31 protein-coding genes and 1 tRNA gene are annotated in these 24,024 nt (G+C 64.2%); 9 read left to right on the plus strand and 23 right to left on the minus strand.

Features of this window, described 5'->3' with window-relative positions:
• Positions 1-8 precede the first annotated feature (8 nt).
• The 14 genes from ABLE86_RS11270 to ABLE86_RS11335 all read right to left on the minus strand — a co-directional run bounded on the left by ABLE86_RS11270 (position 9) and on the right by ABLE86_RS11335 (position 9,391).
• Complete coding sequence (locus ABLE86_RS11270; protein WP_348779033.1) at positions 9-731, minus strand: putative phage tail protein; 723 nt, start codon at positions 729-731, stop codon at positions 9-11.
• Positions 724-1,806, minus strand: coding sequence for a baseplate J/gp47 family protein (locus ABLE86_RS11275; RefSeq protein ID WP_348779034.1), 1,083 nt, complete (start codon positions 1,804-1,806; stop codon positions 724-726). Before ABLE86_RS11275 ends, ABLE86_RS11270 begins: the two co-directional genes overlap by 8 nt.
• Positions 1,807-2,319 carry a phage GP46 family protein gene (locus ABLE86_RS11280; RefSeq protein ID WP_348779035.1) on the minus strand — a complete coding sequence of 171 codons (513 nt, stop codon included), beginning with the start codon at positions 2,317-2,319 and terminating at the stop codon, positions 1,807-1,809. It lies immediately after the preceding gene.
• Between the two features lie 8 nt (positions 2,320-2,327).
• Positions 2,328-2,768: a phage baseplate assembly protein gene (locus tag ABLE86_RS11285; RefSeq protein WP_348779036.1), complete on the minus strand. Its 441-nt coding sequence runs from the start codon at positions 2,766-2,768 to the stop codon at positions 2,328-2,330.
• Positions 2,768-3,886 (minus strand): phage baseplate assembly protein, encoded by a 1,119-nt coding sequence (locus tag ABLE86_RS11290; protein WP_348779037.1) that lies wholly within the window; start codon positions 3,884-3,886, stop codon positions 2,768-2,770. Before ABLE86_RS11290 ends, ABLE86_RS11285 begins: the two co-directional genes overlap by 1 nt.
• On the minus strand, positions 3,883-4,992 hold the full coding sequence (locus tag ABLE86_RS11295; RefSeq protein WP_348779038.1) for a DNA circularization N-terminal domain-containing protein: 1,110 nt from the start codon (positions 4,990-4,992) through the stop codon (positions 3,883-3,885). Before ABLE86_RS11295 ends, ABLE86_RS11290 begins: the two co-directional genes overlap by 4 nt.
• An 8-nt stretch (positions 4,993-5,000) precedes the next feature.
• Positions 5,001-6,794, minus strand: coding sequence for a phage tail tape measure protein (locus tag ABLE86_RS11300; protein ID WP_348779039.1), 1,794 nt, complete (start codon positions 6,792-6,794; stop codon positions 5,001-5,003).
• Positions 6,795-6,983: 189 nt separating this feature from the next.
• Positions 6,984-7,358: a hypothetical protein gene (locus tag ABLE86_RS11305; RefSeq protein ID WP_348779040.1), complete on the minus strand. Its 375-nt coding sequence runs from the start codon at positions 7,356-7,358 to the stop codon at positions 6,984-6,986.
• The gene (locus ABLE86_RS11310; protein WP_348779041.1) at positions 7,358-7,729 is read right to left on the minus strand and encodes a phage tail tube protein; all 372 of its coding nucleotides are present in this window, start codon (positions 7,727-7,729) and stop codon (positions 7,358-7,360) included. The genes ABLE86_RS11305 and ABLE86_RS11310 overlap by 1 nt, the downstream gene beginning before the upstream one ends.
• A gap of 49 nt (positions 7,730-7,778) precedes the next feature.
• Positions 7,779-7,937 (minus strand): hypothetical protein, encoded by a 159-nt coding sequence (locus tag ABLE86_RS11315; RefSeq protein ID WP_348779042.1) that lies wholly within the window; start codon positions 7,935-7,937, stop codon positions 7,779-7,781.
• Entirely contained in the window at positions 7,904-8,410 is a 507-nt protein-coding gene (locus ABLE86_RS11320) for a hypothetical protein (RefSeq protein ID WP_348779043.1), read from the minus strand. Before ABLE86_RS11320 ends, ABLE86_RS11315 begins: the two co-directional genes overlap by 34 nt.
• Entirely contained in the window at positions 8,407-8,598 is a 192-nt protein-coding gene (locus tag ABLE86_RS11325) for a hypothetical protein (protein WP_348779044.1), read from the minus strand. Before ABLE86_RS11325 ends, ABLE86_RS11320 begins: the two co-directional genes overlap by 4 nt.
• Positions 8,599-8,601: 3 nt before the next feature.
• The gene (locus tag ABLE86_RS11330) at positions 8,602-9,057 is read right to left on the minus strand and encodes a phage regulatory CII family protein (RefSeq protein ID WP_348779045.1); all 456 of its coding nucleotides are present in this window, start codon (positions 9,055-9,057) and stop codon (positions 8,602-8,604) included.
• 100 nt (positions 9,058-9,157) lie between these two features.
• The gene (locus ABLE86_RS11335) at positions 9,158-9,391 is read right to left on the minus strand and encodes a hypothetical protein (protein WP_348779046.1); all 234 of its coding nucleotides are present in this window, start codon (positions 9,389-9,391) and stop codon (positions 9,158-9,160) included.
• 106 nt (positions 9,392-9,497) lie between these two features.
• Here ABLE86_RS11335 and ABLE86_RS11340 point away from each other — a divergent pair, with 106 nt between their 5' ends.
• The 7 genes from ABLE86_RS11340 to dnaN all read left to right on the plus strand — a co-directional run bounded on the left by ABLE86_RS11340 (position 9,498) and on the right by dnaN (position 13,677).
• The gene (locus ABLE86_RS11340; RefSeq protein ID WP_348779047.1) at positions 9,498-10,175 is read left to right on the plus strand and encodes a S24 family peptidase; all 678 of its coding nucleotides are present in this window, start codon (positions 9,498-9,500) and stop codon (positions 10,173-10,175) included.
• Between the two features lie 101 nt (positions 10,176-10,276).
• Positions 10,277-10,822: a hypothetical protein gene (locus ABLE86_RS11345; protein ID WP_348779048.1), complete on the plus strand. Its 546-nt coding sequence runs from the start codon at positions 10,277-10,279 to the stop codon at positions 10,820-10,822.
• 22 nt (positions 10,823-10,844) lie between these two features.
• Complete coding sequence (locus tag ABLE86_RS11350) at positions 10,845-11,390, plus strand: hypothetical protein (protein WP_348779049.1); 546 nt, start codon at positions 10,845-10,847, stop codon at positions 11,388-11,390.
• Complete coding sequence (locus tag ABLE86_RS11355; RefSeq protein WP_348779050.1) at positions 11,387-12,037, plus strand: hypothetical protein; 651 nt, start codon at positions 11,387-11,389, stop codon at positions 12,035-12,037. Before ABLE86_RS11350 ends, ABLE86_RS11355 begins: the two co-directional genes overlap by 4 nt.
• Positions 12,030-12,305 carry a hypothetical protein gene (locus ABLE86_RS11360; RefSeq protein ID WP_348779051.1) on the plus strand — a complete coding sequence of 92 codons (276 nt, stop codon included), beginning with the start codon at positions 12,030-12,032 and terminating at the stop codon, positions 12,303-12,305. The genes ABLE86_RS11355 and ABLE86_RS11360 overlap by 8 nt, the downstream gene beginning before the upstream one ends.
• Positions 12,306-12,313: 8 nt before the next feature.
• Entirely contained in the window at positions 12,314-12,541 is a 228-nt protein-coding gene (locus ABLE86_RS11365) for a hypothetical protein (protein WP_348779052.1), read from the plus strand.
• The gene (gene dnaN / locus ABLE86_RS11370) at positions 12,538-13,677 is read left to right on the plus strand and encodes a DNA polymerase III subunit beta (RefSeq protein WP_348779053.1); all 1,140 of its coding nucleotides are present in this window, start codon (positions 12,538-12,540) and stop codon (positions 13,675-13,677) included. Before ABLE86_RS11365 ends, dnaN begins: the two co-directional genes overlap by 4 nt.
• 93 nt (positions 13,678-13,770) lie before the next feature.
• Here dnaN and ABLE86_RS11375 read toward each other — a convergent pair whose 3' ends face one another.
• The gene (locus ABLE86_RS11375; RefSeq protein WP_348779054.1) at positions 13,771-14,826 is read right to left on the minus strand and encodes a hypothetical protein; all 1,056 of its coding nucleotides are present in this window, start codon (positions 14,824-14,826) and stop codon (positions 13,771-13,773) included.
• A gap of 113 nt (positions 14,827-14,939) precedes the next feature.
• Here ABLE86_RS11375 and ssb point away from each other — a divergent pair, with 113 nt between their 5' ends.
• A complete protein-coding gene (gene ssb, locus ABLE86_RS11380; protein ID WP_348779224.1) occupies positions 14,940-15,422 on the plus strand; it encodes a single-stranded DNA-binding protein in 483 nt (160 codons plus the stop codon).
• Position 15,423: 1 nt separating this feature from the next.
• On the plus strand, positions 15,424-15,795 hold the full coding sequence (locus ABLE86_RS11385; protein ID WP_348779225.1) for an HNH endonuclease signature motif containing protein: 372 nt from the start codon (positions 15,424-15,426) through the stop codon (positions 15,793-15,795).
• 180 nt (positions 15,796-15,975) lie between these two features.
• Here ABLE86_RS11385 and ABLE86_RS11390 read toward each other — a convergent pair whose 3' ends face one another.
• The 8 genes from ABLE86_RS11390 to mepA all read right to left on the minus strand — a co-directional run bounded on the left by ABLE86_RS11390 (position 15,976) and on the right by mepA (position 23,967).
• Positions 15,976-17,289, minus strand: coding sequence for a tyrosine-type recombinase/integrase (locus tag ABLE86_RS11390; RefSeq protein ID WP_348779055.1), 1,314 nt, complete (start codon positions 17,287-17,289; stop codon positions 15,976-15,978).
• 164 nt (positions 17,290-17,453) lie between these two features.
• A tRNA-Leu gene (locus ABLE86_RS11395) sits at positions 17,454-17,538 on the minus strand.
• Positions 17,539-17,866: 328 nt separating this feature from the next.
• A complete protein-coding gene (locus ABLE86_RS11400; protein WP_348779056.1) occupies positions 17,867-18,487 on the minus strand; it encodes a 2,3-bisphosphoglycerate-dependent phosphoglycerate mutase in 621 nt (206 codons plus the stop codon).
• Between the two features lie 30 nt (positions 18,488-18,517).
• Positions 18,518-19,339 (minus strand): 4-hydroxy-tetrahydrodipicolinate reductase, encoded by an 822-nt coding sequence (gene dapB, locus ABLE86_RS11405; RefSeq protein WP_348779057.1) that lies wholly within the window; start codon positions 19,337-19,339, stop codon positions 18,518-18,520.
• Positions 19,336-21,183 (minus strand): ABC transporter ATP-binding protein, encoded by a 1,848-nt coding sequence (locus ABLE86_RS11410; protein WP_348779058.1) that lies wholly within the window; start codon positions 21,181-21,183, stop codon positions 19,336-19,338. Before ABLE86_RS11410 ends, dapB begins: the two co-directional genes overlap by 4 nt.
• A gap of 166 nt (positions 21,184-21,349) precedes the next feature.
• Positions 21,350-22,375: a glucokinase gene (locus tag ABLE86_RS11415; protein WP_348779059.1), complete on the minus strand. Its 1,026-nt coding sequence runs from the start codon at positions 22,373-22,375 to the stop codon at positions 21,350-21,352.
• A gap of 20 nt (positions 22,376-22,395) precedes the next feature.
• On the minus strand, positions 22,396-22,779 hold the full coding sequence (locus ABLE86_RS11420) for a methylglyoxal synthase (protein ID WP_348779060.1): 384 nt from the start codon (positions 22,777-22,779) through the stop codon (positions 22,396-22,398).
• Between the two features lie 123 nt (positions 22,780-22,902).
• A complete protein-coding gene (gene mepA / locus ABLE86_RS11425; RefSeq protein ID WP_348779061.1) occupies positions 22,903-23,967 on the minus strand; it encodes a penicillin-insensitive murein endopeptidase in 1,065 nt (354 codons plus the stop codon).
• Positions 23,968-24,024 lie beyond the last annotated feature (57 nt).

Genomic DNA, 24,024 nt, shown 5'->3' on the forward strand with positions numbered 1-24,024 from the left:
TTGAACGGTTAGGAGTAGTCGAAAATCGGCATGGTCCACGCCGGGGCCAGTCGCCGGAAAAGGCATTCGAGATCGTCGGCGCGCCCGAAATCGGTCAGCGCATCGACACCGCATTGGCTGACCCCGCTTTCAAACCTGTCGATCGGGACGCCGGACACCTTGACGATCCAGAAATATTCGATCGCGCCGCCCATCTGGTCAGCGCCGCCGCATTGGCTGACGCCGCATTCAAAGCTCATGGGTTCCGAAATCGAGATCTCGTAACCGGCCGAGCCGGCGAGGGCGATGAAGTCGGCAACCGTCAGCGTGGCGCCGGAGCGTATCTTGAGCAGAAGCGCCCTTAGACGCTGGTGCCTTGTCTGCACTTCGCCGAAACAAGGGTCGGGGAGGCCGTATTCATCCTCCCAATCCTCCAGGCTGTCGACCAGCGTGGCCGCTGTCGATTCCAGCGAAAGCCCGAAAAGACCCCTGTAGAGCGTCACGAAGTCGCCGGCGATCGCGCGCCAGAAACGGCCGAGCATGGTGCCTTCCTCGAAGGCCGCGCCATCGGGCGAGCGCCAGGCGGCGCCTGCCGGCAACAGGGCGTAAAAGCTGCGCGTCAGGTCGTCGAGGCCGGGAGCGCTCAGCGTGTCCGCCGTGTCCGGCACCGCCGGCAGCGTGACGCCGGCAGGCGCCAGCGCCAGCGCGGCCGCTGGCGGCTCGCCTGGAAATAGGTGTGGCCGGTCACTCATAGGTAACCGTCCCAAGGACCGGATAGCCGCCGTCGGTATATGTCACGTCGTCAAGCGGCGAGATCAGCCGGTGCCGACTTTCGCCGATCGCGCCGGATATCGCCTCGGAAATCCACGAACGGGAGAGGACAAAGGCCTCGGCGGCCACGCCCGGCCGTGCGCGCTCAAGCAGCATGGCGCGCAAGTCGCCTTCGATGCGGCTGCGAACCTCGACGGTGTCGAGGCCAAGGCCGGCTATGGTGATATCAAGCGGCTCAGGACGCGGCGCATTGACGAACAGGCCAGCACGGATCAGCCGTCGCGCGTCGATTTCATCGCGCACGACGGCAATGTCGGCGTCGGTCGGTATCAGGTTTTCCCGCCCTTCGAACAGGAACCACACACCGACAGTCCCAGGGCCGCCGGCAAACGGCCACGCCCAGGCCTTCGCAACGCCCGGAATGTCCGCGACCATCCGCTCATAGTCCGAATAGGCGCCGCCTTGCGGCGGCCGGCGCTTGCGGTCGAGGATACGCGCGCGCAGGCTTTCGTCGCTCTCCATGTCCGCGCCGCCGCCGAGCCCCGCATAGTCGACGTGGGCGGTCTGGCCGAGAGAGGGAAAAAGCGCCGGGTCCGCGAGCTGCAACTCGTCGTCAATTTCGCGGTTCGTGTGGGCGCCGGCGTCTTCCGAATGCACAAGCACAAAAAGCGTGCCGTCCGGCATGGCGCGCGCCTCGCCGCTGCTGCGGTACATCACATCGTCGGAAAGAAAACCGATGCCGGCGGGATAGATGGCGTCAGGCGTGCCGGTCGTCACAATGCGCCCGGTTGCCCGCGACGCGGGCTTGCGCGCCATGCCAAATTCGAAAGCCTGCCGCTCAAGGTGGCGCCGGTCCGCGGTCGAGGCGAAGATCTGGCGATAGATAAATTCCGCCCGATACTCGACAAGCTGGATCGCCATGGCCACCACCTTGGAGAACACCGACAGCGTGTTCGGCCAAACCATGGCGTCGGTGCCCGGCAGCTCGCGCCGCAGGTCGCCGCGAATGGCGCGGCTGATCGCCTCAAGCGATCGAGGGATGAACCCGGATGCCATTCAATTCGCTCCAAAGAATGCTGTAATTGGGGCGACGATCACGCCGCCGCTGCGGTCGGTAAGCGTCACGGCGATATCGAGCCGGTTGCGCGCCTGATCGGCCGTTGCCTTGACGGTGACGGATGCGGCGGCGCCCTGGTCGATCAGTGGCTGCAGCGCCTCGCGCGCATAGCCCTCGGCAAGACGCGGCACAGCCTCGTCGTCGAGGGCGCGGCGCAGCAACAGCCAGAGTTTCGAGCCGAGCGGCACCTCGCCGGCAGCACGGTCAACGTCGAAGCTGTCACCCGGCCAGCCGCGGTTGACATCGTCGGCGCGCAGTTCCTCGGGGTCGGCGCGGGCATCCGACATGAGGCAGATCAGGACGGCCGTCTCCAGCGCCGAGCGAGCGCGCAGGCCGCCGCGGTTGGCGATTTCGCCGCGCCCTGCGGAGGCCAGGTCGCCCATGATGCCGTCCCAAACGAGATCGGGCGCGAGCGAGGGCTCGCGCTCGCCGGTGATCGGAACAATGCGCATTGCTTTCCTTAGTGGCTGTGGTGGTTGGTGTTGCCCTGTTCGTCGATAATCTTGCCGGTGGCGTGGATATTGCCGTCGACCTCGACGTTTCCGGTGATCGTGACCTTGCCGACGATCTCGACATCCATGTTGAACTTCCAACCGCTGGCGCCGAGAGTCACCACTTTGCCGGTGTTGTCATACATGGCGGCCTCGCCCTCTGCGACTTGAGGCACCCGGCCGGCATCGGCAGCGGCCATCACCATGCCTTGTTCGCGCCGCCCGCCCGGCGCCATCAGATAGCCGACAGCGCCCGTGTGCGGCCGCGAGTGGAAGCCGTGCGGCTCATACCAGACAAGATCGGTAAACCGCTCGCCGGCCATGCCGGTGCCGCTTACAAGCAGCTGGCCGTTTTCATAGCGCGAGCTTTCGATCGTCACGCGTGTCATCTGGCTTTGATAGCCGCGCATCAGTAATCCACCCCGACCGTCCCCTGTGCCGAAATCGTCGGATCGGCATCCGGCATGTCCCAAACCTCGCCCGTTTTCTTGGCCGCCTTGCCGGCCGGTTTCTCGCCGTTCAGTGCGCGCGGATCGCAAAGGCAAAGCTCGGCGCGGGTTCCGGCGCCGCCCTGTTCGGTCGATTGCATCAGCCGCACGCTTTTGATCGCCATGTCCTGCTGCAGGTAGATGCGGGCGTTATCGACGCCGATCAAAAAGTGTGGCTCGAATATGCGCCCCTTGTCATCGCGCCAGCCGGCCACGGTGATGTTTGCCTCGCGCGAGGAACCGGCCGCACGCTTCACCTCGCGTTTCGCGCGCCGCTTCAACTTGCCGGCCGTCGTCTCGCTTTCATGAACGATGATGCGCTTGCGGCTGCGGCCGACCGAGCCGTCGCGTGCCCTCGCCTCCAGGCGCAGGGCAGCGGCTCCACGACCACGCGACGACTGGCCCCGCACTATGACTTCGCTATAGCGCGCCTTTCCGGTCAGCTTGGCGCTGGCGGCGATGATGTTGCCGCCGTCGCCGATCGTCAGGCCGCCGTCGTGACGGCCGCGCGGCTTGTAGGCGATGCGGATCTTGCCTTCCGGCGTGTCATAGATGAATGCGCCGTGGCTGCGCGTCATCGGCTCCATATGGTAAAACCAGCTGTCACCGGTGTTGACGAAGCTCGCGGGCTCAACCGGAAAGTCTTCGTCGACCTCGACGCCGACGCCTTCGGTGTCGAAGGTCTTGGCAATTTCGCCGATATCCTTTTGCGAAACGAAGCCGCTCGGATGGTCGATCGAGGTTTCGACCAGGTCGACCGCCTTCGAAACCACCGAGACCGTAACCTTGTGGCTGTTCTCGTCGTGCTCCGGCTCCACGTCGCGCACGTAGCCGGTGATGATCAGGTCGCCAGAAGCCTTGATCGTCGCCGGCATGTCCGGCCGAATTTTCAATTCCCCCTCGAAATCCGAGATCACCAGGCGAGCGCAGCGCACGGCCTGCTCAACGCCATATTCGATTTCGACTTCCGACCAGCCGGTGAGGCTGTTGCCGCCGACTTCCAGCGACAGGGTTTCGAGCGGGTCGCGCCGTTCGGTCATCGCGCCAAGGCCTCGAAAGCAACGGGCATGTAGGTCGCCGTGGCAACGCGGTTGCGCGAGATCAGCTCGCCGGCCCGGTTGGCGTCGCCATAGAGTTCGAAGGCGGCGCGAATGGCCGACAGCGAAAAGCCGGTTTCTGCCCGCACCAGCGGTGCGCGGTCAGCATCGCCGCGCGACAGGGCGAGCGCCACTTCGCCGGTCAGGCCGGACAGCCAATCAAGCACCGGCGCGCCGAGCGCACCAACCTCGGCGAGGATCGGCGATGCCGTCGCAGACAGAAAGGCCCGCGCTGCGGCGGCGTCCTGGCGCGCCGGGTACTCGTCGCGCGCCGTCATAAGCGCGATGGCGCCGAGCATGGCCGCAGCCTCGACGAGGCCGGCCACGGTATTGCGCGCCACTTCGATAGAGCCGCCCACCTGGCGCGCAGCATCTTCGGCCTCGCAATAGAGCGCAACCGCGCGCCATGCAGAAACCGAAGCGGCGGCAAAGCCGGGCAGGTCGGTCGGCGCGACGCCCGCCAGCACACCCATGGCGTCCTGCCATTCCCGCACCGGATCGCCGCCCGGCGACAGCAGTGCCGCAAGCTGGTTGACCCGTGAGACAGCCGCAGCGATGGCATCGGCCTCGGCCTGGCGGTTGCTGGCGGAACCCGTCACAGCCGAGGACAATAGCGCGGAGCCAAGCGAGAGGAGGTCGCCAAAATGGCCGATCGACGGGCCACTCTGGAAGGCGACCGCACCTTGCCCCTCCTCGATAAAGGTGATGTCGAAGCCGACATAGCCCGCACGGTCCTTTTCGCGGTCCATCGACCAGTCGAGCACGCGCGCACTGATCTGCCCCTGCATGGGCAGCACCAGCAAGCCGGGCCCCTTGCGTTCAAGCGCCTCGATAAAGGCGATCGCGGCCACGTCAGCAACGTCGCCCACCACGTAGGCGCGGGTCGACATCTGGCGCGGGTCGCGCCCCATGTCTTCGATGACGGCTTGATCGGCATAGGCGATCGGCGAGATCGAAAGCCGCCGAGCGCCTGAAGCACCCTCAACGTCGACATAAAACGGCACGCCGCGGAACGAAGCCGGGCGAAAGGCCTTCAGCCAATTGCGCATGTGATATCCTATGGGCCGCCGCTGGCCTGCACGTCGCCGCCGGCGCGGCCGAGATCTGCATTGACGCCGCGCCTTGGCAAGCTGCCGACGGGCCTGGCCAGGTCGGAAAGCAGGCCGTTGAGCAGCGATTTTGCTGCCAACCCGAATGAAGTGCCGATCCTTGCGCCTATACTGTCTGCCTGCATCGAAAGCGCGACGGCTGCCGTATCCCCGAGGCTCTGCCCTGCGGGACGGCCACTGTCGACAATGGTGGTGCCAACATCCTTCGCCAAACTGTCGAGCGCGAGCGTGACCTCATTCTCGATTTGGCGGTAGTTCTTGCGGTAGTCGGCCATGGACTCCGCTTCGTGCTGCGCCCAGTTCGCCGACGTTTCAGAGATGGTCCGAGGCGCCCCATACCGCCGGTAACGGTTCCCTGCGAGAGCGTATTGCTCGGCCATATCGGCAGTGCGTTTCTGCGCTGCATAAGCTTCTGAGAAGCCATCGCCGCCCGCTGCCCGCGCCGGCGGGATCGGGCCAGTGATCGGAAGGCCGGTCTTGTCCCTCGGCAAGCGCGGTGCAATGCGTGACTGAGCGGTAGCAGCGTTGCGGGACGCCCCGTATTCAGCGTATGCGGCGATCGCGCGGCGCTCATCTTCGGTACGATATCCACCGCGCCACGCCATTGCGTCTTGGCCTGCCGGGTCCGCGCCGAGGTGGGCATTCTTGAGCCACCACATGCGTTTTTCGAGCCAGCTCATGCCCTGGTCGTCGAGAGCCTTGTTGATGGCCTGCGCTTTCGACATCTGTTGCGAGGCGCCGTCCATCAGATCGCCGGCCCCCATGTCGACCAGGCCGCCGCCGATGCTTTCTTTCAATTGGCGCCAGCTATTGCCAAGGCGATCGAGCTTGGACTCCGTAGTGTTTACGATGCGGGCGAGGTCGCGCTCGACCGTGCCGGCAGCATCGCTCATGGCGGTTTCGTATTGCTTCAGCGCCTCAGTATTGCGCAGGATGGCCCGCACGCCGATCAGCATTTGCTTGTCGGTGAAAAGCTGCGGCAGCTTTGACATATCCCCCTTGATGGCGGCGCGTGTCATGGCAAAGAAGGCTTCGAGTGGGTCTTGGCCGCTCCGTCTCGCCTGGGCAAGGCCGCGCCGAACGTCTATACCAAACTCCTTGAAGTGGTTGACGACGTTGGTTGACTCCATCTTGGTCAGCACGTCCATGAAGGACGTCGCCGCCTCGCTCGACATGCCGGTTTCCATGCGAACAGTCTGCAGATAGGCGACAAGCCTGGCGAGCCCGGCCTCGCCCTTATAGCCAAGGGCCGTAAACGCCGGGGCGAGCGACGGAAGTTCCGACGCCATGTCCTTCAGCTCGAATTTACCTTCCTTGCCACCCTTGGCGACGATGTCGAATGCGCGCTCCATCTTGTCGGCGGCGATTCCGAACGAATTCGCGATCGCGTCGGCCGTTGTTGCCATTTCGCCAAAGTTGGCATCGGCCGCCTGTGCGGTGCGCGAAACGGGCGAGAGAAGGGCAAGCGCCTCCTTCATGGTCTTTCCCGACGCCGTCAGGCTGTCGAGGCCGTCGACGACCTGCTCGACCGGCGCGCGAATGTCATCGGCGATCTGACGCACTCTTTCGAGCGCCGCCTTGGTTTCGTCGGCGGAAGCGTCGGCGGTGATGCCGATGCGCTCCATGCGTCGTTCGATCTCCGCATAAGCCTTGATCGAAACACCCGCACCAGCCAGCACGGCCGCCGGGGCGGCATAGCGCAGCATCGCGGCCTGCATCTTCTGGGAGCCGACCGCAATCATGGCCTGGCGCCGGTTGAACGCCTTGGCCTTCTGGTCGACCCTGTCGAGGTGGCCCGATAGCTGCCGAAAAGCAGCCATCGAGCCAAGCTTCGACGAGAGCCGGAGAATGGCTTCAACTGTGCGGTTTGCCATGAATGCGGGTTTCCCAAGCGGCTGCGCGAGCGGCGTATGTCAGGAGCTCGTCGAAGGTCAGTCGCCCGACTTCGTCGAATCCTTTGCCGTATCGCCAGAGGAGGCGGTCGGCGGCGATTTCGACGAGCGGGCTTTTGCGAAAAAACCGTCGATCACATTGTGGACCGCCAACGTGTCGGCGAGGTCCAAGACAGCGAGATCCGCCACCGTGTGCGGTTCCTTGAGGCACCGCTCGGCATATTGGGCAACGATGTCGTGATGCCTCACCAGCATCATGCGGTTGTTTTCCCCCGGAACCGCGATCGGCTGCCACTCCTCGATATCGCCGAGGTCGATAAAATCCGACCAGCGCGGAGTTCGAAACGCGAGCTTCGAAACCGGCTTGCCGGTTTCGGTGTAGGTCCGCGAAAGCGGCAGTTCGAAGTCAGCCATCAGCCGATCTTTCTATAGACGGCGCCGGTGATGCCGACGCCGGTCACCTCGCCGTTGAGGCGGTTGCTCTGCGGGTCGCCGGTGTAAAACGCCTGGGTGAACAGATGCGCGACGCCGGTGAATTCCTCGGTGATCGTCACGTCGCGCCGCTCGTCACCCATCATCGCCGCCAGGTCGATGCCCTTGTCGGCGAAGCTGATTTCGGCACGCGGTGCCGTGGGCGTGGCAACGCGGTCGGCGCTGCCGTCCTGGTTGACGACAGCCTCGATCGAGGCATTGGCGGGGAAGATGGTGAAGTTGCCGCGCAGCGTGACGTTGCGACCGCTGGAGTCGCGAAACTTCATCGTGCCGCCGAAATCCTTACCGGCCATGGTCCGGGCTCCTTATTGTGGATGGTGATGGTGGAGGGCGCCGCGGCCGTCAGGCCGGCGAGAACTGCGAGTAGATCACCGCATTGGCGGCGATCACGTCGAGCGGGTTGACCACGTCGATCGGCGCATAGATGTCGACGCGATTGGGGTTGTCCGCATTGCGCTTGACTTCGATCAGCTCGGCGGCACGGACGGCGTTCTCAAGCACATGCGAGCAAGAGCGATGTCGAGCCCGCGCGCCTCGAGGTAAGCCGCGACCGCGCCGCGATCAGGAAAGCGCCGGCCCTCGCGCCAGATATTGAAGGCGCGCAGCCGCTCTTTTTCGCGAAACACATTCTCGTCGGCCTCGGTCTTCGCCGTGTCGGCCCTTGGCACGACAGTCGAAAGGTCGCCGGTCAAGATCTCGACGGCGCGCGGGAAGCTGCAATTCTCGATATGGCGGATCAGCGCAACAGCATCGCCGCCGATCGGATCGCCGCCGCCCTGGCGGCAGCTCCAAAGGTTTTTCTTGGTGCTCACGGCGAAGCGGTCGCGGCCGCCGCAGCCGGGGCAGGGGCCGATCGCCTCGCCGTGCTGGCCACCCGACCGGCCGGTGAAGCCATAGCGAACGGCAATGGCCATCACGTCGAAGGCGCGGGCCTTATCGATCACGTCCTGCGGGATACGGGCGGCCTCGGTCATGGCGCTACCGCCCCCATGGCCAGCGCCACCAGCCCCACGGCCCACGCGCCGAGCGCGACACCAACGGCAAGCGCCAGCCTCAGAAGATCGCTCACGCCGATGCCGGCAGGCGAAAGGAAGGCGCGGCGGACGATGACGCCGGCCTCGAAAAGCGCCAGCGCAAGCACGGCCATGCAGCCGGCGACCATGGGCTAGGCTCCCAACAGCGACGCGCGCAGGCGCCACAGGGCCAACGTCGCGTCGTCGATTTCCTTGGCGATGACAGCGCGCTCGGCCTCGGTCAGCTTGCCGTCGGCCATGGCCTCCAGGATTACGGCCGAGACTTCCCCGGTTTCGCGGATCAGCGTACCAACCAGCTCGGGCGCATACTTCACCCGTTCAGGCGCGCAGGGCGCGACCGAGTAGCCGAGCAGCGAGGCCATGGTCGAAAGGATGACTGGCGAGCCGGACACCATATCGCAGTCGACCGCCACGTCGATCGGCATGAAGGCCGCGTCTTCCTGCACAGCCTTGTATTTCGACAGCTGCGCAGCCTCGACGCGCGTCTGTTCCGCAAGCATCGAGCCGCCGCCGGCGCGCTTGATCCCGCGTTCCGTCGCAGCCTTGAGGCGGCGACGGTCATGGTCGGAAGTCGGTCTGTCTTTCATGCTGCCACCTCACGGAAAGTTTGGTCACGTTTTTTTCCGTGACCAGACGGAAATTCCGCCGCATCATCGCGGCCATGGAAAACGCAGCGCACCGCACCACTCACGACGAAACGACCCCGGCGCCGGCCAGCCATTCCAGCGAGATCGCCAGAACGGCGGCCACGGCCCGAGCGTCGACGAGCGTCAACCCGCTCTTGCGGCGCGCCAGAAAATCGCGCAGGCCGTCCCGCTTGAGGCCGGCTGCTGCTTCAATGTCGGCCACGGTTCGGCCGGACGCCGTGACGGCCGCAGTCAGGCGGTCGCGAATGGCTTCGATGTCTGGTTTCGTGCTCATGGCAGAAAGCAGATACGGAAATATCCGTATTGTCAACGGAAATATACGTGTTGGGCGCACGGATGGACCGTGCGAAAATGGGGGGCACCCAGAAAGGGACTGGACCATGCTTGACGACACGCAAAAGCTTGTCGCCGAAAGGCTCGCGCAACGCCTGAAAGAAACAGGCAAAACGGCTGCGGCCGTATCGCGCGCGGCTGGCCGCGGCCAGGACTTCATTCGTGACTTTATGATCGGCCGCAAGCGGCGGATGAATGCCGACGACATGGCGCGCATCGCCCGGGAACTGGGCGTCACGGTGCCCTATCTCCTCGGCGAGGAGGTGGAAGCCATTGTCGATTCGGAAGCGCTGGCCGCTGCCGCGCCGGAGGCGCCAGCGGGCAAAGGCGTGCCGATTTATGGCCGGGCGGCCGGCTCTTACCATGGCGCGCTGCACATAGAGCCGCAAATTACCGATTGGGCGCCGTGCCCGCCTGGCGTTGCAAACGTGCGCGACGCCTATGCGCTATGGGTGGTCAACGACTCCATGGTGCCGCGCTTCCGGCATGGTGACATCGTCTTTGTCGAGCCGCACCGGCCGGTGCGGCCAGGCGACGACGTGGTGATCCAACTGCGGCCGGACGAATCGAACATCGTCGAAACCTGGGTCAAGGAGTTCGTCAGATACCAGGGCGACGACATCGTCGTGAAGCAATTCAACCCGCCCAAGGAACTGGTTTTCCGGCGAAACCAAGTCGTTGAAATGCAACGAATCATGCCGATCAACGAGATTGTCGGCGTGTAGGATTTCCGTATTCGAACGGAAATTTCCGTCTCTGGCGTTGACAGCACGGATTTTTCCGTATCTCATCCGCTCCATTGTCGCAGCAATGGAGTGGACACGAGATGCTGTCAGCTACCCGACAGAAGGCCAGGGCCTTCGCTTCCATCGGCGCCGTATCGGCTTTGCCCAATGCCGCACGCATCGGCATCGGAAACGTCGACCAGATCGGTCAGCGTTCGGTTTCTCCACACCGTCACCACCGCTTCGAATGTCTTGTCGACCGTGAGGCCGAGCGCCGCGGAATAGATGCCCATGCGGGTCGTGTTGACGCGGAGCGACGGGCATCTCTCGGCCAGCGCGAACGCCTCTCCAAATTTTCGCGCGACCGTATCGCGCGTCTCAGCGCCGAACGCGGGGCCGCAGAAGCCGCCCGCGCAGATCGCCGCCGCAAGGCAAAATCCCTTTCGAAAGATCACCGGATCATCCCTCCCGCAGTCGAGCCGGCCGAAGCCGAAGCCCGCCGGCGGCTGGACACTATCAGCCGCACCGGCGCGCAGGAAGCCGTCGCCTTCGTGGGCTTGCTGGTCTTCGCAATTGGCGTTGGCGTGGCGGCGATCGCGGAGGGGGGAGGCGCAAGGTTTGCCGACATCGTTGCCGCGATCATGTGAATTTTTGAGAGGACCAACTGAAATGAACATGGCCAGTCTTTCGCCCCAGGCGCTTCGCGCTTCCGGTCGCCCTTCAAGGCAAACACGCGGCAAGCACCCATACGCCGCGCCGCGGCCCCACAAGCGCGCCACCGAAATGGCCGAGACGATGCGCGAAATCCTTTATCGCGACGGCAACATCACCGACGAGGCGCTTGTCCGCGAGGGCTACACGACGGCCGAGCTGATCGAATTCGGCCATGAGGCGATACAGGCCATGACGCGTGAACTGTCCGCCTGCGGCCAGCCATCCGACCGCGTGCCGGCGATCATCGAAAAGGCCATCGCCGCCGCCCCGTGGATCATGCCGACGATGGCCTCGACGCCAGACACCCACACCATGCGCCTGGCCTGGCGCGACTACTGCACGGCCAATGCCGCGCACCGCATCGACCCATGGGTGTCTCAGGCCGAACGCTGCCTTTGCAGGCTGAAAATCTTCCTTGGCTTGTTGCCGCTCTTGCCGCGCGAGGCAAACACCATCCTGCAGGCGGTCGCCGCCGCCCTCAAGCGCAGGGTGCCGGCATGACCCGCGCATGGATGCAGACGCTTTCCGGCCGCGCGATCACCATGGCGAAGCCGAACGCGCGCGAGATCGACCCGCTTCTCGACCTCCCCGAAATGCTGGCTCGCATTCCCCGCTTCAATGGCGCGGTGCCTGGCGGCCACTATTCGGTGGCGCAGCACTCGGTCATGATCGCCGACACCATCCTCGACGATGGGGGCGACGCGGACACGGCAGCGGTCGGGCTTCTGCACGACGCCCACGAATACATTTGGGGCGATCTGACGACGCCGGCGCAGGACGGCCTTTCCGAAATCGAAAAGGAACTGTTCGGCGACAGCCGGGTCGAAGCCGTCATTCGCGAAGCCAAGAGGCGCGCCGACGAGGCGATCTATCGGGCCTGCGGCGTGCCATGGCCGCCGGCGCCGCAACAGGTGCGCACCGTGAAAGCGTATGACATGCGCATGCTGGCGACGGAACGGCGCCAGCTGCTTTCGCCATGCGGTCGGCGCTGGAACGCCGCGATAGAGAAGGCCGAGCCGCTGAAAATGCGCGGCCGCCTGTCGCCGTGGTCGATCGCGCGCTCAGCCGACGAATTCCGCAACCGGCTAGGGCAACTCTGCCCGGCCATCACCCGCAAATCGCAAACGATGGGAGCTTTCCGTGGGTAAGACCGTGGCAATACCGAATTCCGATATGTTCACCGAGATCGAGGGCGCCAAGGCGCTGATCTCGGCGCGCGGCGTCTACATGCAGACCGGCCTCTACAGGCGCGACGACAAGCTGTTCGTCGCCTACGGCAGGGGCTTCGCGCGCCTCTTGCTGAACAATAACACGACGGTTTCCAACGTGCGGTGGGAGGCGATCGAGGGCGTCAGCATCGCCGAGCACTACAACGGCCCCAGCATCGCGGAAAAGCCGTCGCTCAAGGTCGCGTGAGGCGCGACATGGCCGCAACCTGCCCGAATTGCAGCGAAGTGCTGCCGGAAGCCGATCCCGACGAGATCGAGATCATCAGCGGCGACGAGGTCTTTGACCTTATCGCCGAGGCTGCGCGCGTCTCGCCTCATGCCGCGCGCGCCTATCGCCTCATTCGCGAATCCAACCCCGCAATCCTGCCGCTCGAAAGGCGGCAGGACCTTATCAAGCACCGCATGGCCGGAGCCTCGCAATGACGATCGCCCTTGACCCAAAGGTTCTTGCCGCGGTGCACGCGGCGCTGAAATCCATTCCCGACCGGCGCAACGTGATCCCTGTCGCCGGCATGTTCCACCTCGAGCCCGGCGCGTCCGGGCTCACCGTCACCGCTACCGATTGCGATATCGAAGCGGCGTTGACGGTTGATTGCGCGGCTTCATTCGAGCCCGTTTGCCTGCCGCCCTATCTGGTCGAGGCGGCCGCAGGGCTCGGCGTTGCCGAAGTCAAGATCGCCATCGACGAGCGGCAGGCCGTGGTCACCGGCGGCAAGGCCCGGTTCAAGGCGCCCATTCTGCCCGGCAGCGATTTCCCGAAGTTCAAGCAGACGTTCGACGGCCACTTTGAAATCGCCGGCGAGGCGCTGGCGCGCATCATTCAGGCGACCGTCGACGCGGCCAGCGGCCAGGGCGACGATCACCGCTATTACCTTGAGGGCGTCTTTTTGCAGACGCTCGACGGCCGACTGCAGGCGGTGGCCACGAACGGACACCGGATGCACGCGGCCAGCGCCGAATTCTCAGGCAGGCAGACATTACAGGGCGACGGCATCATCGTGCCGACCAAGGCGGCAAACGAGATTGCCAAGCTGGCAAGCAAGGCAGGTGGCCGGGCGGTGACGGTGGAAACCAGCCGCGGCGCGATCTCGGTGCGCGCCGGCGGCGAGCGTATCGCCTCGAAGCTGATCGACGGCTCATATCCGGCCTGGCAACGCGTCGTTCCCAGTCCTTCCGAAATCACCGCCACTTTCGACCTGGCCGAAATGGTCGCCGCGCTTGATCGCGTCATGAAGATCCAGAGTGTCAACGAAGCCGAGGTCAAGGCCAAGAGCCGCGCCGGCTCGGTGCGCCTGTCAGAGGATGGCGACACGCTGACGATCGCGACGGCCGGGCACCAGTCCGGCGGCGAAGCGGTCGACGCGGTGCGGGCCGAGTTCAATGGCGATTGGGGCGCGCGCGGCGTGTCATCCCGCTACCTGCGCGCCACGCTGGCGGCCATGAAAGACCGGGGCCGCGACACGGCAACAATCGACGTCGCCGATCCCGGCTCGCCCATGCGCATCGAAAGCCCCACCGACGACGATTTCGTCGCCGTCGTGATGCCGATGCGGGTGTAGCCGAGTGGTGCGTGTTCTCGTTGTTTGCTGTTTCACCCGTACATTTCATCGACTGTATTCATATTGGGGAAATAGCGGCCGAGTTCGAGATGGTCAAACGGTTCTGACTAAATCGCTGTCAACGGGAAGTTCATTACTCGAAGGTCTGTCACTGCTTACAATAAACGAAGATGATTCACTTGGTGTGAATAAGAAGTTTTTATGCTCTATTCCAGATATATTGCATTCCGAAAATTCTCCGCGGAAGTCGGAGTCGTTGAACTCGCAATCGGTAAAATTGCACTTAGTGAATTTGCTTCCAATGTCTGTGCTTACTTGATGAAACGAAGCAAACTCAAAGTCACACTTGAAGAAGGTCGTGGACTTTATGTCGCTTTTGCGCATTCCGGCGTCTTTGAATTCGCAGAGATACACATGGGAGTTTTCAAAAGTGCTTCCAAGCATTCCGGAACTAGAGAAGACGCAATTATAGAAACCGAACTTGAAGAAATCCACTTTCCCAATTGTGTAGCCTCTAAAGTCAGCCTTGGAGATATCTGCAAATACTTTTTCGCCAGGAAAGAAGGCCTCGGTCAACCGGAGCATTCTCGAAAGCGCTCGAAGGGCGGCATCAATGTCTTTTGGCAAATCATTGAGACCCTCCAACTCAACTTTGCTAGCCGCATTCGTCCTTGGGGGGATGAAGGCAGAAAGTATGTCAATCCCGGCCCGAAGATAGCTTGCAGGGGCCTCAAGGCAGGCGTCTCTAACAATGAGGACGCCAGCCATTCGCACGGGCTCTTCGTCGTTGTCCAGCATTTCAACACCCTTCTGGAAGCGGTCAGCGATTTCACCGCGCGAAGCAAGGGCAAGTTGCTTATTTGCTGTTTCGGCTTGCCGATGGGCCGTTATCGTGCGCCAAGCAGCCAAGCCAAAGGCCAGAATTCCAAAGGCGAAAAGTCCGAGATTTCTCAGCACCCCAGTGGGATCGTGCATTCGCGACGTTATCTTGCCGGTGTCATCATAAGTGACGGTTTGCCAAGCGTCGAAATTCAGCAATCCGCCAGATATCAAAATCAGCACACCGACAATGATCGTCGAAATGTAGATGGTCACGCCGGCAACCATAACAGGGTCGTTGGCGGGGTTATTTTTCTGAAGTTCACTCATGTTGGCGACTTTGACCAATGCTTGGCAGTTGGCAATCGTCGCAGACTGCGCAGCAGTCGAGAACCGCAACTTTTCCCCAAAGAAATTCAAATCTACTAAAGGAGCACGCTGCTATGAGCGGAAGCATTAATAAGGTTATTCTTGTCGGCAATCTCGGAGCCGACCCAGAAATTCGCCGAACGAATGCCGGCGACCCGATCGCCAATCTGCGCATCGCCACGTCGGAAAGCTGGCGCGACAAGAACACCGGCGAACGTAAAGAAAAGACCGAATGGCACACCGTTGTCATCTTCAATGAGAACATCGCCAAGGTCGCCGAACAATACCTGAAAAAGGGCTCCAAGGTTTACGTTGAAGGCGCGCTGCAAACCCGCAAGTGGACCGACCAGAACGGGATAGAGCGCTACACAACGGAAGTCGTTCTCCAGAAATTCCGGGGCGAGCTTGCGATGCTTTCCTCTAGCGGCGGCAACCGGCCGCCGGCGCCGAACGGCCAGGACGAATATGGCTCGCAATCCGGCGCACACGATCGCGGCAGTTACGGCCAGGGCGGCGGCAACACAAACCGCGACTTCGACGACGAAATCCCGTTCTAGAATCATGTGCCGCAGAGACAGAATCCGCGCCAAGATCATGGCCTGTGTCGAGGTTGTCGACACAGGCTATGAAACGCCGTGTCATCTATGGACCGGTCCCGACAGTGGCGCCGGTCGCGGCGGCGGCTATCCGCGCATGTGGCTCGACGGCCAGACGGTCGCCGTCCATAAGGTTTCTTGGACGAATAAAAACGGGCTGATCCCCGGCAAGAAGGAACTCGACCACCTTTGCCGCATGCGCCGTTGCGTGCGCGAAGACCACCTTGAACTTGTGACGCCAAAGCGCAACGCCATCCGTCGCGAGATTGCCAACGGCCGCCGGCGGCCGACCCGCCGCAAAGCAAAGCCTGCCGGCAATGCGGTGCTTGCATGAGGCCATCAGCTCGCCCTGTCACGCTCGACGAAGTCGACGAGGCTTTGGTCTCGCTGGCTTTGCTGATGCGCGCGCAGGGCGAGCACGGCCTCGCGTATCTACCGATATTCGAAAGACTGGAGCGCGAGCGTGAGGCCATGGCGAACCTCGACGATCGCCTCGAAAGAGCGCTCGCCCGCGCTAAAGCGCGACCTTGTGGATCGCGGCGAACGACCACCGCAAATCCTCGCTATATCCATACTTCGGCCGCCTGATCGCGTGCCCCATGAGGTAACGGCGCAACTCCTCGTCGACCTCCGCCAGCTTCAACCGAGCCTCAAAACCGTGGCGCAGCGAATAGAGCGTGTGCTCCTCGCTTTCCATAAGGCCGTTTTCGCGGAAAAACTTGTTCACCGTGGCCGACAGGTTGTCCTTGTCGCGGTACTTGGCAAAGCCATTTCGCGCCTCACGCATAGCTTCAAGCGAGACGCCCGCAAGCGGGATGCGCCTTGCCGTGGCAACGACCTTCAGCTCGCGATCCATTGTTTCGCGAATGTCGATATATGGCACCTTCGCCTCAAGGAGGATGCGGTCGGCATCCAAATTGACAATCTCTGATGGTCGCGCGCCCGTGTTGATCAACGCCAGCACAGCAAGGCGCGCCTCGGTGTTGAGGCCGTCAAGAGCGCCGGCTTTGAGAATGTGCTTGCGAATCCAATCCTCAGTGAAGGATGGGCGGGTCCGCTGCATCCGATCCTTGAACCGCAGCGACCGGAAAGGGTTCGGAACATCCTCGCGCCCGATATGCGCCATGTATTCCCCGAACAGGGCGCGCATCGTGTCCATGTCCTTGTTGCCCGCCGAGGCCGAGAGCGCCTTGGCGGGCTTCTCGCCATCTTCGTCCTCATCGGGCACGATGCGCCCGAGCCAATAGGCGTGAAACTTGAGGGCGTCGGCGCGCGTGATTTGCTCGATCGGAATGTCGCCCACCTCGCGCTTGAAGTTGGCTATGCCGCGCTGTTTCAGCTGCCGCCACTTGAGAAGCTGCCAGGGCGACTTCCGAGCGAGATCAGCCTTTCGGATGACCTTTTCGAAAGTGCCGAAAGCTTGATCGATCGTGGTCGATTTCTCGCCGGCGCCGCCGAGAACAGCGTCGGCGGTCACGCGATCGGCTGGCCCCGAGATCATCGAAATGCGGTGCAGGATCTCATCGAGACTGGCGTCGCGCGCCAGTTCGGCCGCCGGCCGATACTCAACTCTAAGCGATCGAGCGCGCGCGATCGCACGTTCATAGACATTGACGGCCGGCGCGTCGCCGGCCTCGACGGTGGCCCAATAGCCGTTATCTGCCTTTTCCATGGCGTCGCGCTTGGCGCGCGCCTCGTCGCGTGAATGCGTGTCGAGCGAGCGGCGGATAGTGTCAGGGCAATTGGGATCGTGCCGGCGCAGCATGGCAAGTGCCCTAGCTGGCACGCGGCGGACGTAGCGAAAGCCGCCATCGGCGCGCTTTTGCATGTGCCTATCGGGATCTTCGGTCCGCCTCATAAGGCGGCTTTGTTGCCCGAATTGTTACCCGAAATCAAGCGTTAGGCGGAAACGAAAAAGCCCGGCTCGTTGGAGCCGGGCTGGAAAGATGCTGAAAAATCAGCGGGTTAGTTAAATTCACCAACCCTAAAAACTGGTGCCCAGGAGAGGACTCGAACCTCCACGCCTCGCGGCACACGGACCTGAACCGTGCGCGTCTACCAATTCCGCCACCTGGGCTAGGTGTGCCGCCGATGTAAGCGGACAGCGGGGCCGTGTCAACGCGCTTTCGGCAAAAAAAACATCCGAATGCAAAGATGCTGTGGGTCAGCTGTTTTTCCCTCGCGCGAGGCTGCTCGCGCCGCGCAACAAATGGCCAAAAAACGTGTTTTTTCCGACCTTTGAACCCTTGCAGGGCACACAGTGTCCTATGCCTCAGGCTCCGACGCTCGGGTTCGGCAGCACGGGCGAATCGCTTTGCCGGCTGTGCGGGCGCGAATCGCTGCTGGGGATGCGAAAAGGCCCGGCGGGGGGCCGGACCTTTCATTCCATTCGCGTTGCGTGTGCTTTATGCCGACAGCACTTCCTTCGATGCCACGGTCGAATCAGCGTTGAGCCGGTAGACGATCGGCACGCCCGTGGCGAGTTCCAGCTTGACGATCTCGTCGCCCGAGATGCCCTCCAGCGCCATGATCAGCGCGCGCAGCGAGTTGCCGTGGGCGGCCACCAGCACGGTCTCGCCGCGCAGCACATGCGGCTGCATGTCGTGCATGTAATAGGGCCACACGCGCGCGCCGGTGTCCTTCAGGCTCTCGCCGCCGGGCGGGGGCGTGTCGTAGGAGCGGCGCCACACATGCACCTGCTCATCGCCCCACTTGGCGCGGGCGTCGTCCTTGTTGAGGCCGTTGAGGTCGCCATAGTCGCGCTCGTTCAGCGCCAGATTGGAAACCGTCTTGAGGCCGCTCTGGCCGGTGGCCTCGAGAATGTACTGGCAGGTCTTCTGCGCCCGCTTCAGCACCGAGGTAAAGGCGATGTCGAACTTCATCCCGCGCGCGGCGAGCCGGGCGCCGGCTGCCTTGGCCTCGGCCTCGCCCTGCGCGCTGAGGTCAACGTCACGCCAGCCGGTGAACAGGTTCTTCATGTTCCATTCGCTCTGGCCGTGGCGCACGAGCACGAGGGTTCCGGTCATATGTCGCTCCTTGAGGGTAGTTGGCTGCGATCAGGGGGCCCGGGAAAGGCCCAGCACGTCGCGCATGGAAAACAGGCCCGGCTTGCGGCCGCGCGCCCACAGCGCCGCCTTCACCCCGCCGCGCGCGAAGATGGCGCGGTCCTCGGCGTTGTGCGACAGGGTGATGCGTTCGCCGGTGCCGGCCAGAATGACGGAGTGGTCGCCCACCACCGAGCCGCCACGCAGCGTGGCGAAGCCGATCGACCCGGCCTCGCGCGGGCCGGTGTGGCCGTCGCGCACCCGCACGCTGTGCTCGCCCAGGCGAATGCCGCGGCCCATGGCGGCGGCCTCGCCCAGCAGCAGGGCCGTGCCCGAGGGCGCGTCTACCTTGTGGCGGTGGTGCATTTCCAGAACCTCGATGTCGAAGTCTTCCGGCCCCAGCGCCTGCGCCGCCTGCTCCACCAGCACCGCCAGCAGGTTCACGCCGAGGCTCATATTGCCGGATTTGACGATGGTGGCATGGCGCGCAGCTGCGGCAATAGCCGCGTCCTGGTCGTCCGAGAAGCCGGTGGTGCCGATGACATGCACGATACGCGCCTGCGCGGCATAGCCGGCGAACTCTACCGTCGCTGCCGGCGCGGTGAAGTCGAGCACGCCGTCGGCCTTGGCGAAGGTCGAGAGCGGGTCGTCGGTGATCGTCACGCCGAGCTTGCCCAGCCCCGCCAGATCGCCGGCATCCATGCCGACATGCGGCGAGCCGGCGCGCTCCACAGCGCCCGCCAGTTTCGCGCCCGGCATGGCGTGGATGGTGCGGATCAGCGTCTGGCCCATGCGGCCGGCAGCCCCGACGACGACGAGACCCATGTCGGTCATGCGTTTTCTCCTTCCGGGTTCCTGGCCGGCTCTGCGGCGGTCGCGGTGTCGTCCACCAGCTCCAGCCCTCGCTGGTTCTGCAGGCGGTGGAAGCGGGCATAGGTGCCGTGCGGGTTGGCCATCAGCTCGGCATGGGTGCCCTGCTCGATCACCCGGCCGGCCTCCATCACGACGATGCGGTCGGCATTGACCACGGTCGACAGTCGGTGCGCGATGACGATGGTGGTGCAGCCCTTCATCACGGTCGCCAGCGCCTGCTGCACCCGCGCTTCCGATTCATTGTCCAGCGCCGATGTTGCCTCGTCCAGGAGCAGGATCGGCGCCTTGCGCACGATGGCGCGCGCAATGGAGACGCGCTGGCGCTGGCCGCCCGACAGCGTCACGCCGTTTTCGCCCACCAGCGTGTCGTAGCCGTTGGGCTGCTGGCGGATGAACTCGTCGGCGGCGGCCTGTTCGGCTGCGAAGCGGATCTCGGCGTCGCTCGCGTCGGCGCGGCCGTAGCGGATGTTGTCGGCGATCGTGCCCTCGAACAAATAGGGCTGCTGCGACACATAGGCCATCGAACCGCGCAGCGAGCGCTTGGTCACCTTGGAGATGTCCTGCCCGTCGATGGTGATCGTGCCGGCGTCGACGTCGTAAAAGCGTTCGAGCAGGGCGGTCAGCGTGGTCTTGCCCGCGCCCGAGGCGCCGACGATTGCCGTGGTCTTGCCGGCCTCGGCCACGAAGCTCACATCGGTCAGCACCGGCAGGCTGCCCGAATACGCGAAGGACACGTTGTCGAAGCGCACCTCGCCCTTGCCGACCTTGATCTCGGCGGCATCGCGCGCGTCGCCCTGCTGCGGCGTGAGGTCGAGGATCTCGTAGATCATGCGCGCATTGACCAGCGAGCGCTCCAGTCCCACCTGCAGCCGCGCCAGCCGGCGCACCGGGTCATAGGCAAGCAGCAGCGCGGTGATGAAGGACACGATAGAGCCGGGCAGCGACCCGCCATGGGTAGCGCGATAGCCCGCATAGCCGATGACGCCGGCCACTGCGAAGCCCGCCAGCATTTCGGCTATCGGCGTCATCCGCTCGGAAACCCGGGCGATCTTGTTGGAGCGCTCCTCGGCATGGTCGATCATCTTGCGCATGCGCCGCGACAGCTGGTCTTCCATGGTGAAGGCCTTCACCACGGCGATGCCCTGCGTCGCTTCCTGCATGGAGCCGATCAGCCGCGAATTGATTTCCACCGCCTGGCGGGTCACGGCGCGCAGCCGCCGCATCAGGTAGTTCACCGAAATCACCAGCGGTGGGCCGACGAGGAAGGCCAGCAGCGACAGCATCGGGTCCTGCACCACCATCACGGTCACCAGTGCCACCAGCGAGACCACGTCGCGCGCCACCGCCGTCAGCGTCATCGACAAGAGGTCTCGGATGCCGCCGACATTCTGGTTGATCTGAGCGGCGAGGTGGCCGGACCGGTTTTCGGTGAAGAAGCCGACGTCGAGCTTCATGAGGTGGTCGAACAGCCGGCGCTGGTAGCGGGCGACAAGGTTGTTGCCCACCTTGGCGAGTATCACCGCCTGCGCATAGCCCGCCACGCCGCGGACGACGAACGCCGCCACGATGGACACGCAGATCAGCACGATCAGGTCGCTGCGCTGGCGGTAGAAGATGTCGTCGATCACGTCGCGCATGATCCACGCCGGGAAGGCGGTCGTCAGCGCAACCGCGACCATGCACAGCCCGGCGATCGAATAAGACCGCACATACTCCCGGCCGTTTTCCGCCAGCACGCGCTTGATCACGGCAACAATTGCGCCGCGCTCGGCTTCCGTCCTGCTTTTGTTCTTGAAGAGGCTCAAATCCGGATCTGCCGTGCCAATTTCGATGGGAGCGGCGCAGAGCGCCACCCGCTGGCGATCCTAATAGCGTCATCGCGCCGGCTTGCCTATGGCCGGAATGCGAAACATCGTCGCTGTGGCCCCGATGCAGCGAGCGCTCAGGCGATGCCAAGGGCGAGAAAGCCGCCTATCTGCTCCAGCGCCGGCCGGCGGTTTCCACGCCGAAGCGCGAGGGCGTGCGGGCGTAGGCGGCCAGCCCGGCCAGAGCGGCCAGCGGGTGGGTGATGACATAGACCGGCATGCTGCGCATCAGTTCGCGGTGCGGCGCCTTGTCCTCGAAAGCGTCGCGGAAGCCGCCTTCCTTCAGGGCCGGTACGATCTTCTGCACGATGCCGCCGGTGAGATAGACGCCGCCCCGGCTCATGAACACCAGCGCGACATCGCCCGCCGTGCGGCCAAGCGCGGTGACGAAGAATTTCAGCGCCTCCTCGGCCACCTTGTCCGATTTCTCCTGCGCCGCGGCGGTGATCTCCGCCGGCGTGGTGAAGCGCGGCTCCCTGCCGTCGGCGGCCGCAATCGCCCGGTAGGAGCTCACCAGCCCGCGCCCGCACAGGATCTGCTCGCCCGAAATGCGGCCCTCGATCGGCTCCAGATGGGGGAAGATCTCGCGGTCGCGTGCCGTGCGCGGGCCGATGTCCATGTGCCCGCCTTCGCCCGGAACGGGAATCCATTTGTGGCAGGCGTGGATCAGCCCGGCCACGCCCAGCCCGGTTCCGGGGCCCAGCACCACGCGGCCGGCATTCGGCTCCGGCTCGCCGCCGCCGATCTTCTCCATATGCTCTTCGCCGAGCGCGGCCACCGCAAGCGCCTGCGCCTCGAAGTCATTCAGCACCACGATGTCGGAAAGGCCGAGCGTCTCGAACATCGCCTTGGGCCGCACCACCCAGGGGCAGTTGGTCAGCGCGATCTCATCGCTGTCCACCGGGCCCGCCACTGCCAGCACCGCCGAGCGAGGGGTCAGCGAGGTGTGGTCCAGCACCGCCCGCTGAATGGCATCGTCGATGGAGGCATAGTTTGCCGTCTGCACCACCGGCGTCTCGCCCGGCTCGGAATTGGCGTCGACGATGATGGCGAAGCGGGCGTTGGTGCCGCCAATGTCGCCGATCAGGATCGGAAACTGCAGCACGGGATCCTCGTCTCGGACAAAAGCCATTCTGATCGTCGTCTCCAAATTCACGGCTGGCGCAGCCGCTTGAGCATCATTTCGGCCGTGGCGAGGTTCAGCGCAAGCGGTATGTCGTAAACGATCGCCAGCCGCATCAGCGCCTTCACATCCACGTCATGCGGCATCGGCGTCAGCGGATCAACGAAGAAAATCAGCGCGTCGACCGCCCCTTCGGCGATCAGCGCGCCGATCTGCTGGTCGCCGCCGAGCGGGCCGCTCTTCAGCCGCCGCACCTCGAGTTCCGGGCAGGCTTCGGTCACGCGCTCGCCGGTGGTGCCGGTGGCCACCAGATCGCATCCGGCCAGGAAGCCCGCATGCGCCCGGGCGAAGGCGACCATGTCGTCCTTCTTTTCGTCATGCGCAATCAGCGCCAGCCGGAGCGGAGATGCCACCTGGAAGTGCCTTCCCATAGCTAAATCGGTTGAAACCTATAGCCAAGCTCGCGGCTGCGTAAAAGGGGCCATGGGCCTATGGCGGCCGATTTTGCCGGCGCGGCTGTCGCGCCCGGCCGCGCCTCAATTTGCCGGGCGCGGCAGCGGCATCGGGATGCGGTTGTCGGGCGTGGGCGCAAAGGCGCTGGCCGAAATCGGCGGCGCGCCCACCTCAACGGTCGGCCGCACCGGCTCGGAGGTGGAAGCCACCGCCGATGCGCCCATGCCGCCCAGCGTCACCGCGGCCTCGGAGACGGGCGAGGGAGCTTCCAGCACGGCGCGGCATTCCTTGGGCAGGCTCGCCATGGTCATCACGTCGCGCGCTTTCGGTGCGTCCGGGTTCTTGCTCGGGCGCCACGGCTCCTCAGTGAACCACCAGGCCAGCGACTTGTCGCAGCCGTCGCCGGGCGGCGTCGCCTCCTGCGCCTTGCAGCCCACCGAGCCGGGCTGGCAGCCGATGCGGACGTGGAAGTGGTAGTCGTGGCCCCAGAACGGGCGAACCTTGCGCAGCCATGCGCGATCGCCCTTCACCGTGTCGCACAGCTTCTTCTTGATGCCGGGATTGACCAATATGCGCTCGACTTCCGGATAGCTGGCGGCGCGCTTCAAGAGCCGCTCATGCGCCGGCGTCCACAGCCCGTCGATCACCAGATGGGTCTTTTCATTCACCAGCGAGGTCGCGCTCATGTTCTCGCGCTCGGTCGGCGTCAGCCGTCGGTCGGGCATCGGCGTGAACCAGATGTCGGCGTCCAGCCCGATCTGGTGCGAGGCATGGCCGGTCAGCATCGGCCCGCCGCGCGGCTGCGAGATGTCGCCCAGAAGCAGCCCTGGCCAGCCGTCGGCCACCGCGTCCTGCGACAGCTTCTCGATCAGGCGGATCATCGTCGGGTGGCCCCAGCGCCGGTTGCGCGACAGTCGCATCGCCTGCCAGGTCGGCCCGTCGGTGGCGATCGCCATGCCGCCGGTAAAACAGCCCTTGGAATAGAAGCCGAAGGATTTTGGCGCGGTCGCCCCCGGCAGCCTCTGGCCGCCGAACAAATCCTTGGCCAGCTCTTCCGCATGGGCGTGCGGCTCCGCCAGCACCGAAAGCGAAACCGCCGTTGCGACCGCCGCGACCAGGCGGGTTGCCGTCCGAAGCAAAGTGTTCATGCGCATGTCCATCCGGCCCCTTGCCGACAAGCTTGGAACGCCCCGGTTAGCGAAGTG

It is taken from the genome of Mesorhizobium sp. KR2-14, assembly GCF_040049255.1.
Taxonomy (GTDB): domain Bacteria; phylum Pseudomonadota; class Alphaproteobacteria; order Rhizobiales; family Rhizobiaceae; genus Pseudaminobacter.

Excerpts from the sequence above, each read along its gene's own strand:
- ABLE86_RS11320 (WP_348779043.1), bottom strand. The coding sequence starts at position 8,410 with ATGACCGAGGCCGCCCGTATCCCGCAGGACGTGATCGATAAGGCCCGC.
- ABLE86_RS11345 (WP_348779048.1), top strand. The coding sequence starts at position 10,277 with ATGCTGTCAGCTACCCGACAGAAGGCCAGGGCCTTCGCTTCCATCGGC.
- ssb (WP_348779224.1), top strand. The coding sequence starts at position 14,940 with ATGAGCGGAAGCATTAATAAGGTTATTCTTGTCGGCAATCTCGGAGCC.
- ABLE86_RS11400 (WP_348779056.1), bottom strand. The coding sequence starts at position 18,487 with ATGACCGGAACCCTCGTGCTCGTGCGCCACGGCCAGAGCGAATGGAAC.
- ABLE86_RS11335 (WP_348779046.1), bottom strand. The coding sequence starts at position 9,391 with ATGAGCACGAAACCAGACATCGAAGCCATTCGCGACCGCCTGACTGCG.
- ABLE86_RS11275 (WP_348779034.1), bottom strand. The coding sequence starts at position 1,806 with ATGGCATCCGGGTTCATCCCTCGATCGCTTGAGGCGATCAGCCGCGCC.
- ABLE86_RS11310 (WP_348779041.1), bottom strand. The coding sequence starts at position 7,729 with ATGGCCGGTAAGGATTTCGGCGGCACGATGAAGTTTCGCGACTCCAGC.
- ABLE86_RS11355 (WP_348779050.1), top strand. The coding sequence starts at position 11,387 with ATGACCCGCGCATGGATGCAGACGCTTTCCGGCCGCGCGATCACCATG.
- mepA (WP_348779061.1), bottom strand. The coding sequence starts at position 23,967 with ATGAACACTTTGCTTCGGACGGCAACCCGCCTGGTCGCGGCGGTCGCA.
- ABLE86_RS11305 (WP_348779040.1), bottom strand. The coding sequence starts at position 7,358 with ATGGCTGACTTCGAACTGCCGCTTTCGCGGACCTACACCGAAACCGGC.
- ABLE86_RS11350 (WP_348779049.1), top strand. The coding sequence starts at position 10,845 with ATGAACATGGCCAGTCTTTCGCCCCAGGCGCTTCGCGCTTCCGGTCGC.
- ABLE86_RS11285 (WP_348779036.1), bottom strand. The coding sequence starts at position 2,768 with ATGCGCGGCTATCAAAGCCAGATGACACGCGTGACGATCGAAAGCTCG.
- ABLE86_RS11280 (WP_348779035.1), bottom strand. The coding sequence starts at position 2,319 with ATGCGCATTGTTCCGATCACCGGCGAGCGCGAGCCCTCGCTCGCGCCC.
- ABLE86_RS11340 (WP_348779047.1), top strand. The coding sequence starts at position 9,498 with ATGCTTGACGACACGCAAAAGCTTGTCGCCGAAAGGCTCGCGCAACGC.
- ABLE86_RS11300 (WP_348779039.1), bottom strand. The coding sequence starts at position 6,794 with ATGATTGCGGTCGGCTCCCAGAAGATGCAGGCCGCGATGCTGCGCTAT.
- ABLE86_RS11325 (WP_348779044.1), bottom strand. The coding sequence starts at position 8,598 with ATGGTCGCCGGCTGCATGGCCGTGCTTGCGCTGGCGCTTTTCGAGGCC.
- ABLE86_RS11290 (WP_348779037.1), bottom strand. The coding sequence starts at position 3,886 with ATGACCGAACGGCGCGACCCGCTCGAAACCCTGTCGCTGGAAGTCGGC.
- ABLE86_RS11270 (WP_348779033.1), bottom strand. The coding sequence starts at position 731 with ATGAGTGACCGGCCACACCTATTTCCAGGCGAGCCGCCAGCGGCCGCG.
- ABLE86_RS11375 (WP_348779054.1), bottom strand. The coding sequence starts at position 14,826 with ATGAGTGAACTTCAGAAAAATAACCCCGCCAACGACCCTGTTATGGTT.
- ABLE86_RS11365 (WP_348779052.1), top strand. The coding sequence starts at position 12,314 with ATGGCCGCAACCTGCCCGAATTGCAGCGAAGTGCTGCCGGAAGCCGAT.
- ABLE86_RS11390 (WP_348779055.1), bottom strand. The coding sequence starts at position 17,289 with ATGCAAAAGCGCGCCGATGGCGGCTTTCGCTACGTCCGCCGCGTGCCA.
- ABLE86_RS11415 (WP_348779059.1), bottom strand. The coding sequence starts at position 22,375 with ATGGCTTTTGTCCGAGACGAGGATCCCGTGCTGCAGTTTCCGATCCTG.
- ABLE86_RS11295 (WP_348779038.1), bottom strand. The coding sequence starts at position 4,992 with ATGCGCAATTGGCTGAAGGCCTTTCGCCCGGCTTCGTTCCGCGGCGTG.
- ABLE86_RS11330 (WP_348779045.1), bottom strand. The coding sequence starts at position 9,057 with ATGAAAGACAGACCGACTTCCGACCATGACCGTCGCCGCCTCAAGGCT.
- dapB (WP_348779057.1), bottom strand. The coding sequence starts at position 19,339 with ATGACCGACATGGGTCTCGTCGTCGTCGGGGCTGCCGGCCGCATGGGC.
- dnaN (WP_348779053.1), top strand. The coding sequence starts at position 12,538 with ATGACGATCGCCCTTGACCCAAAGGTTCTTGCCGCGGTGCACGCGGCG.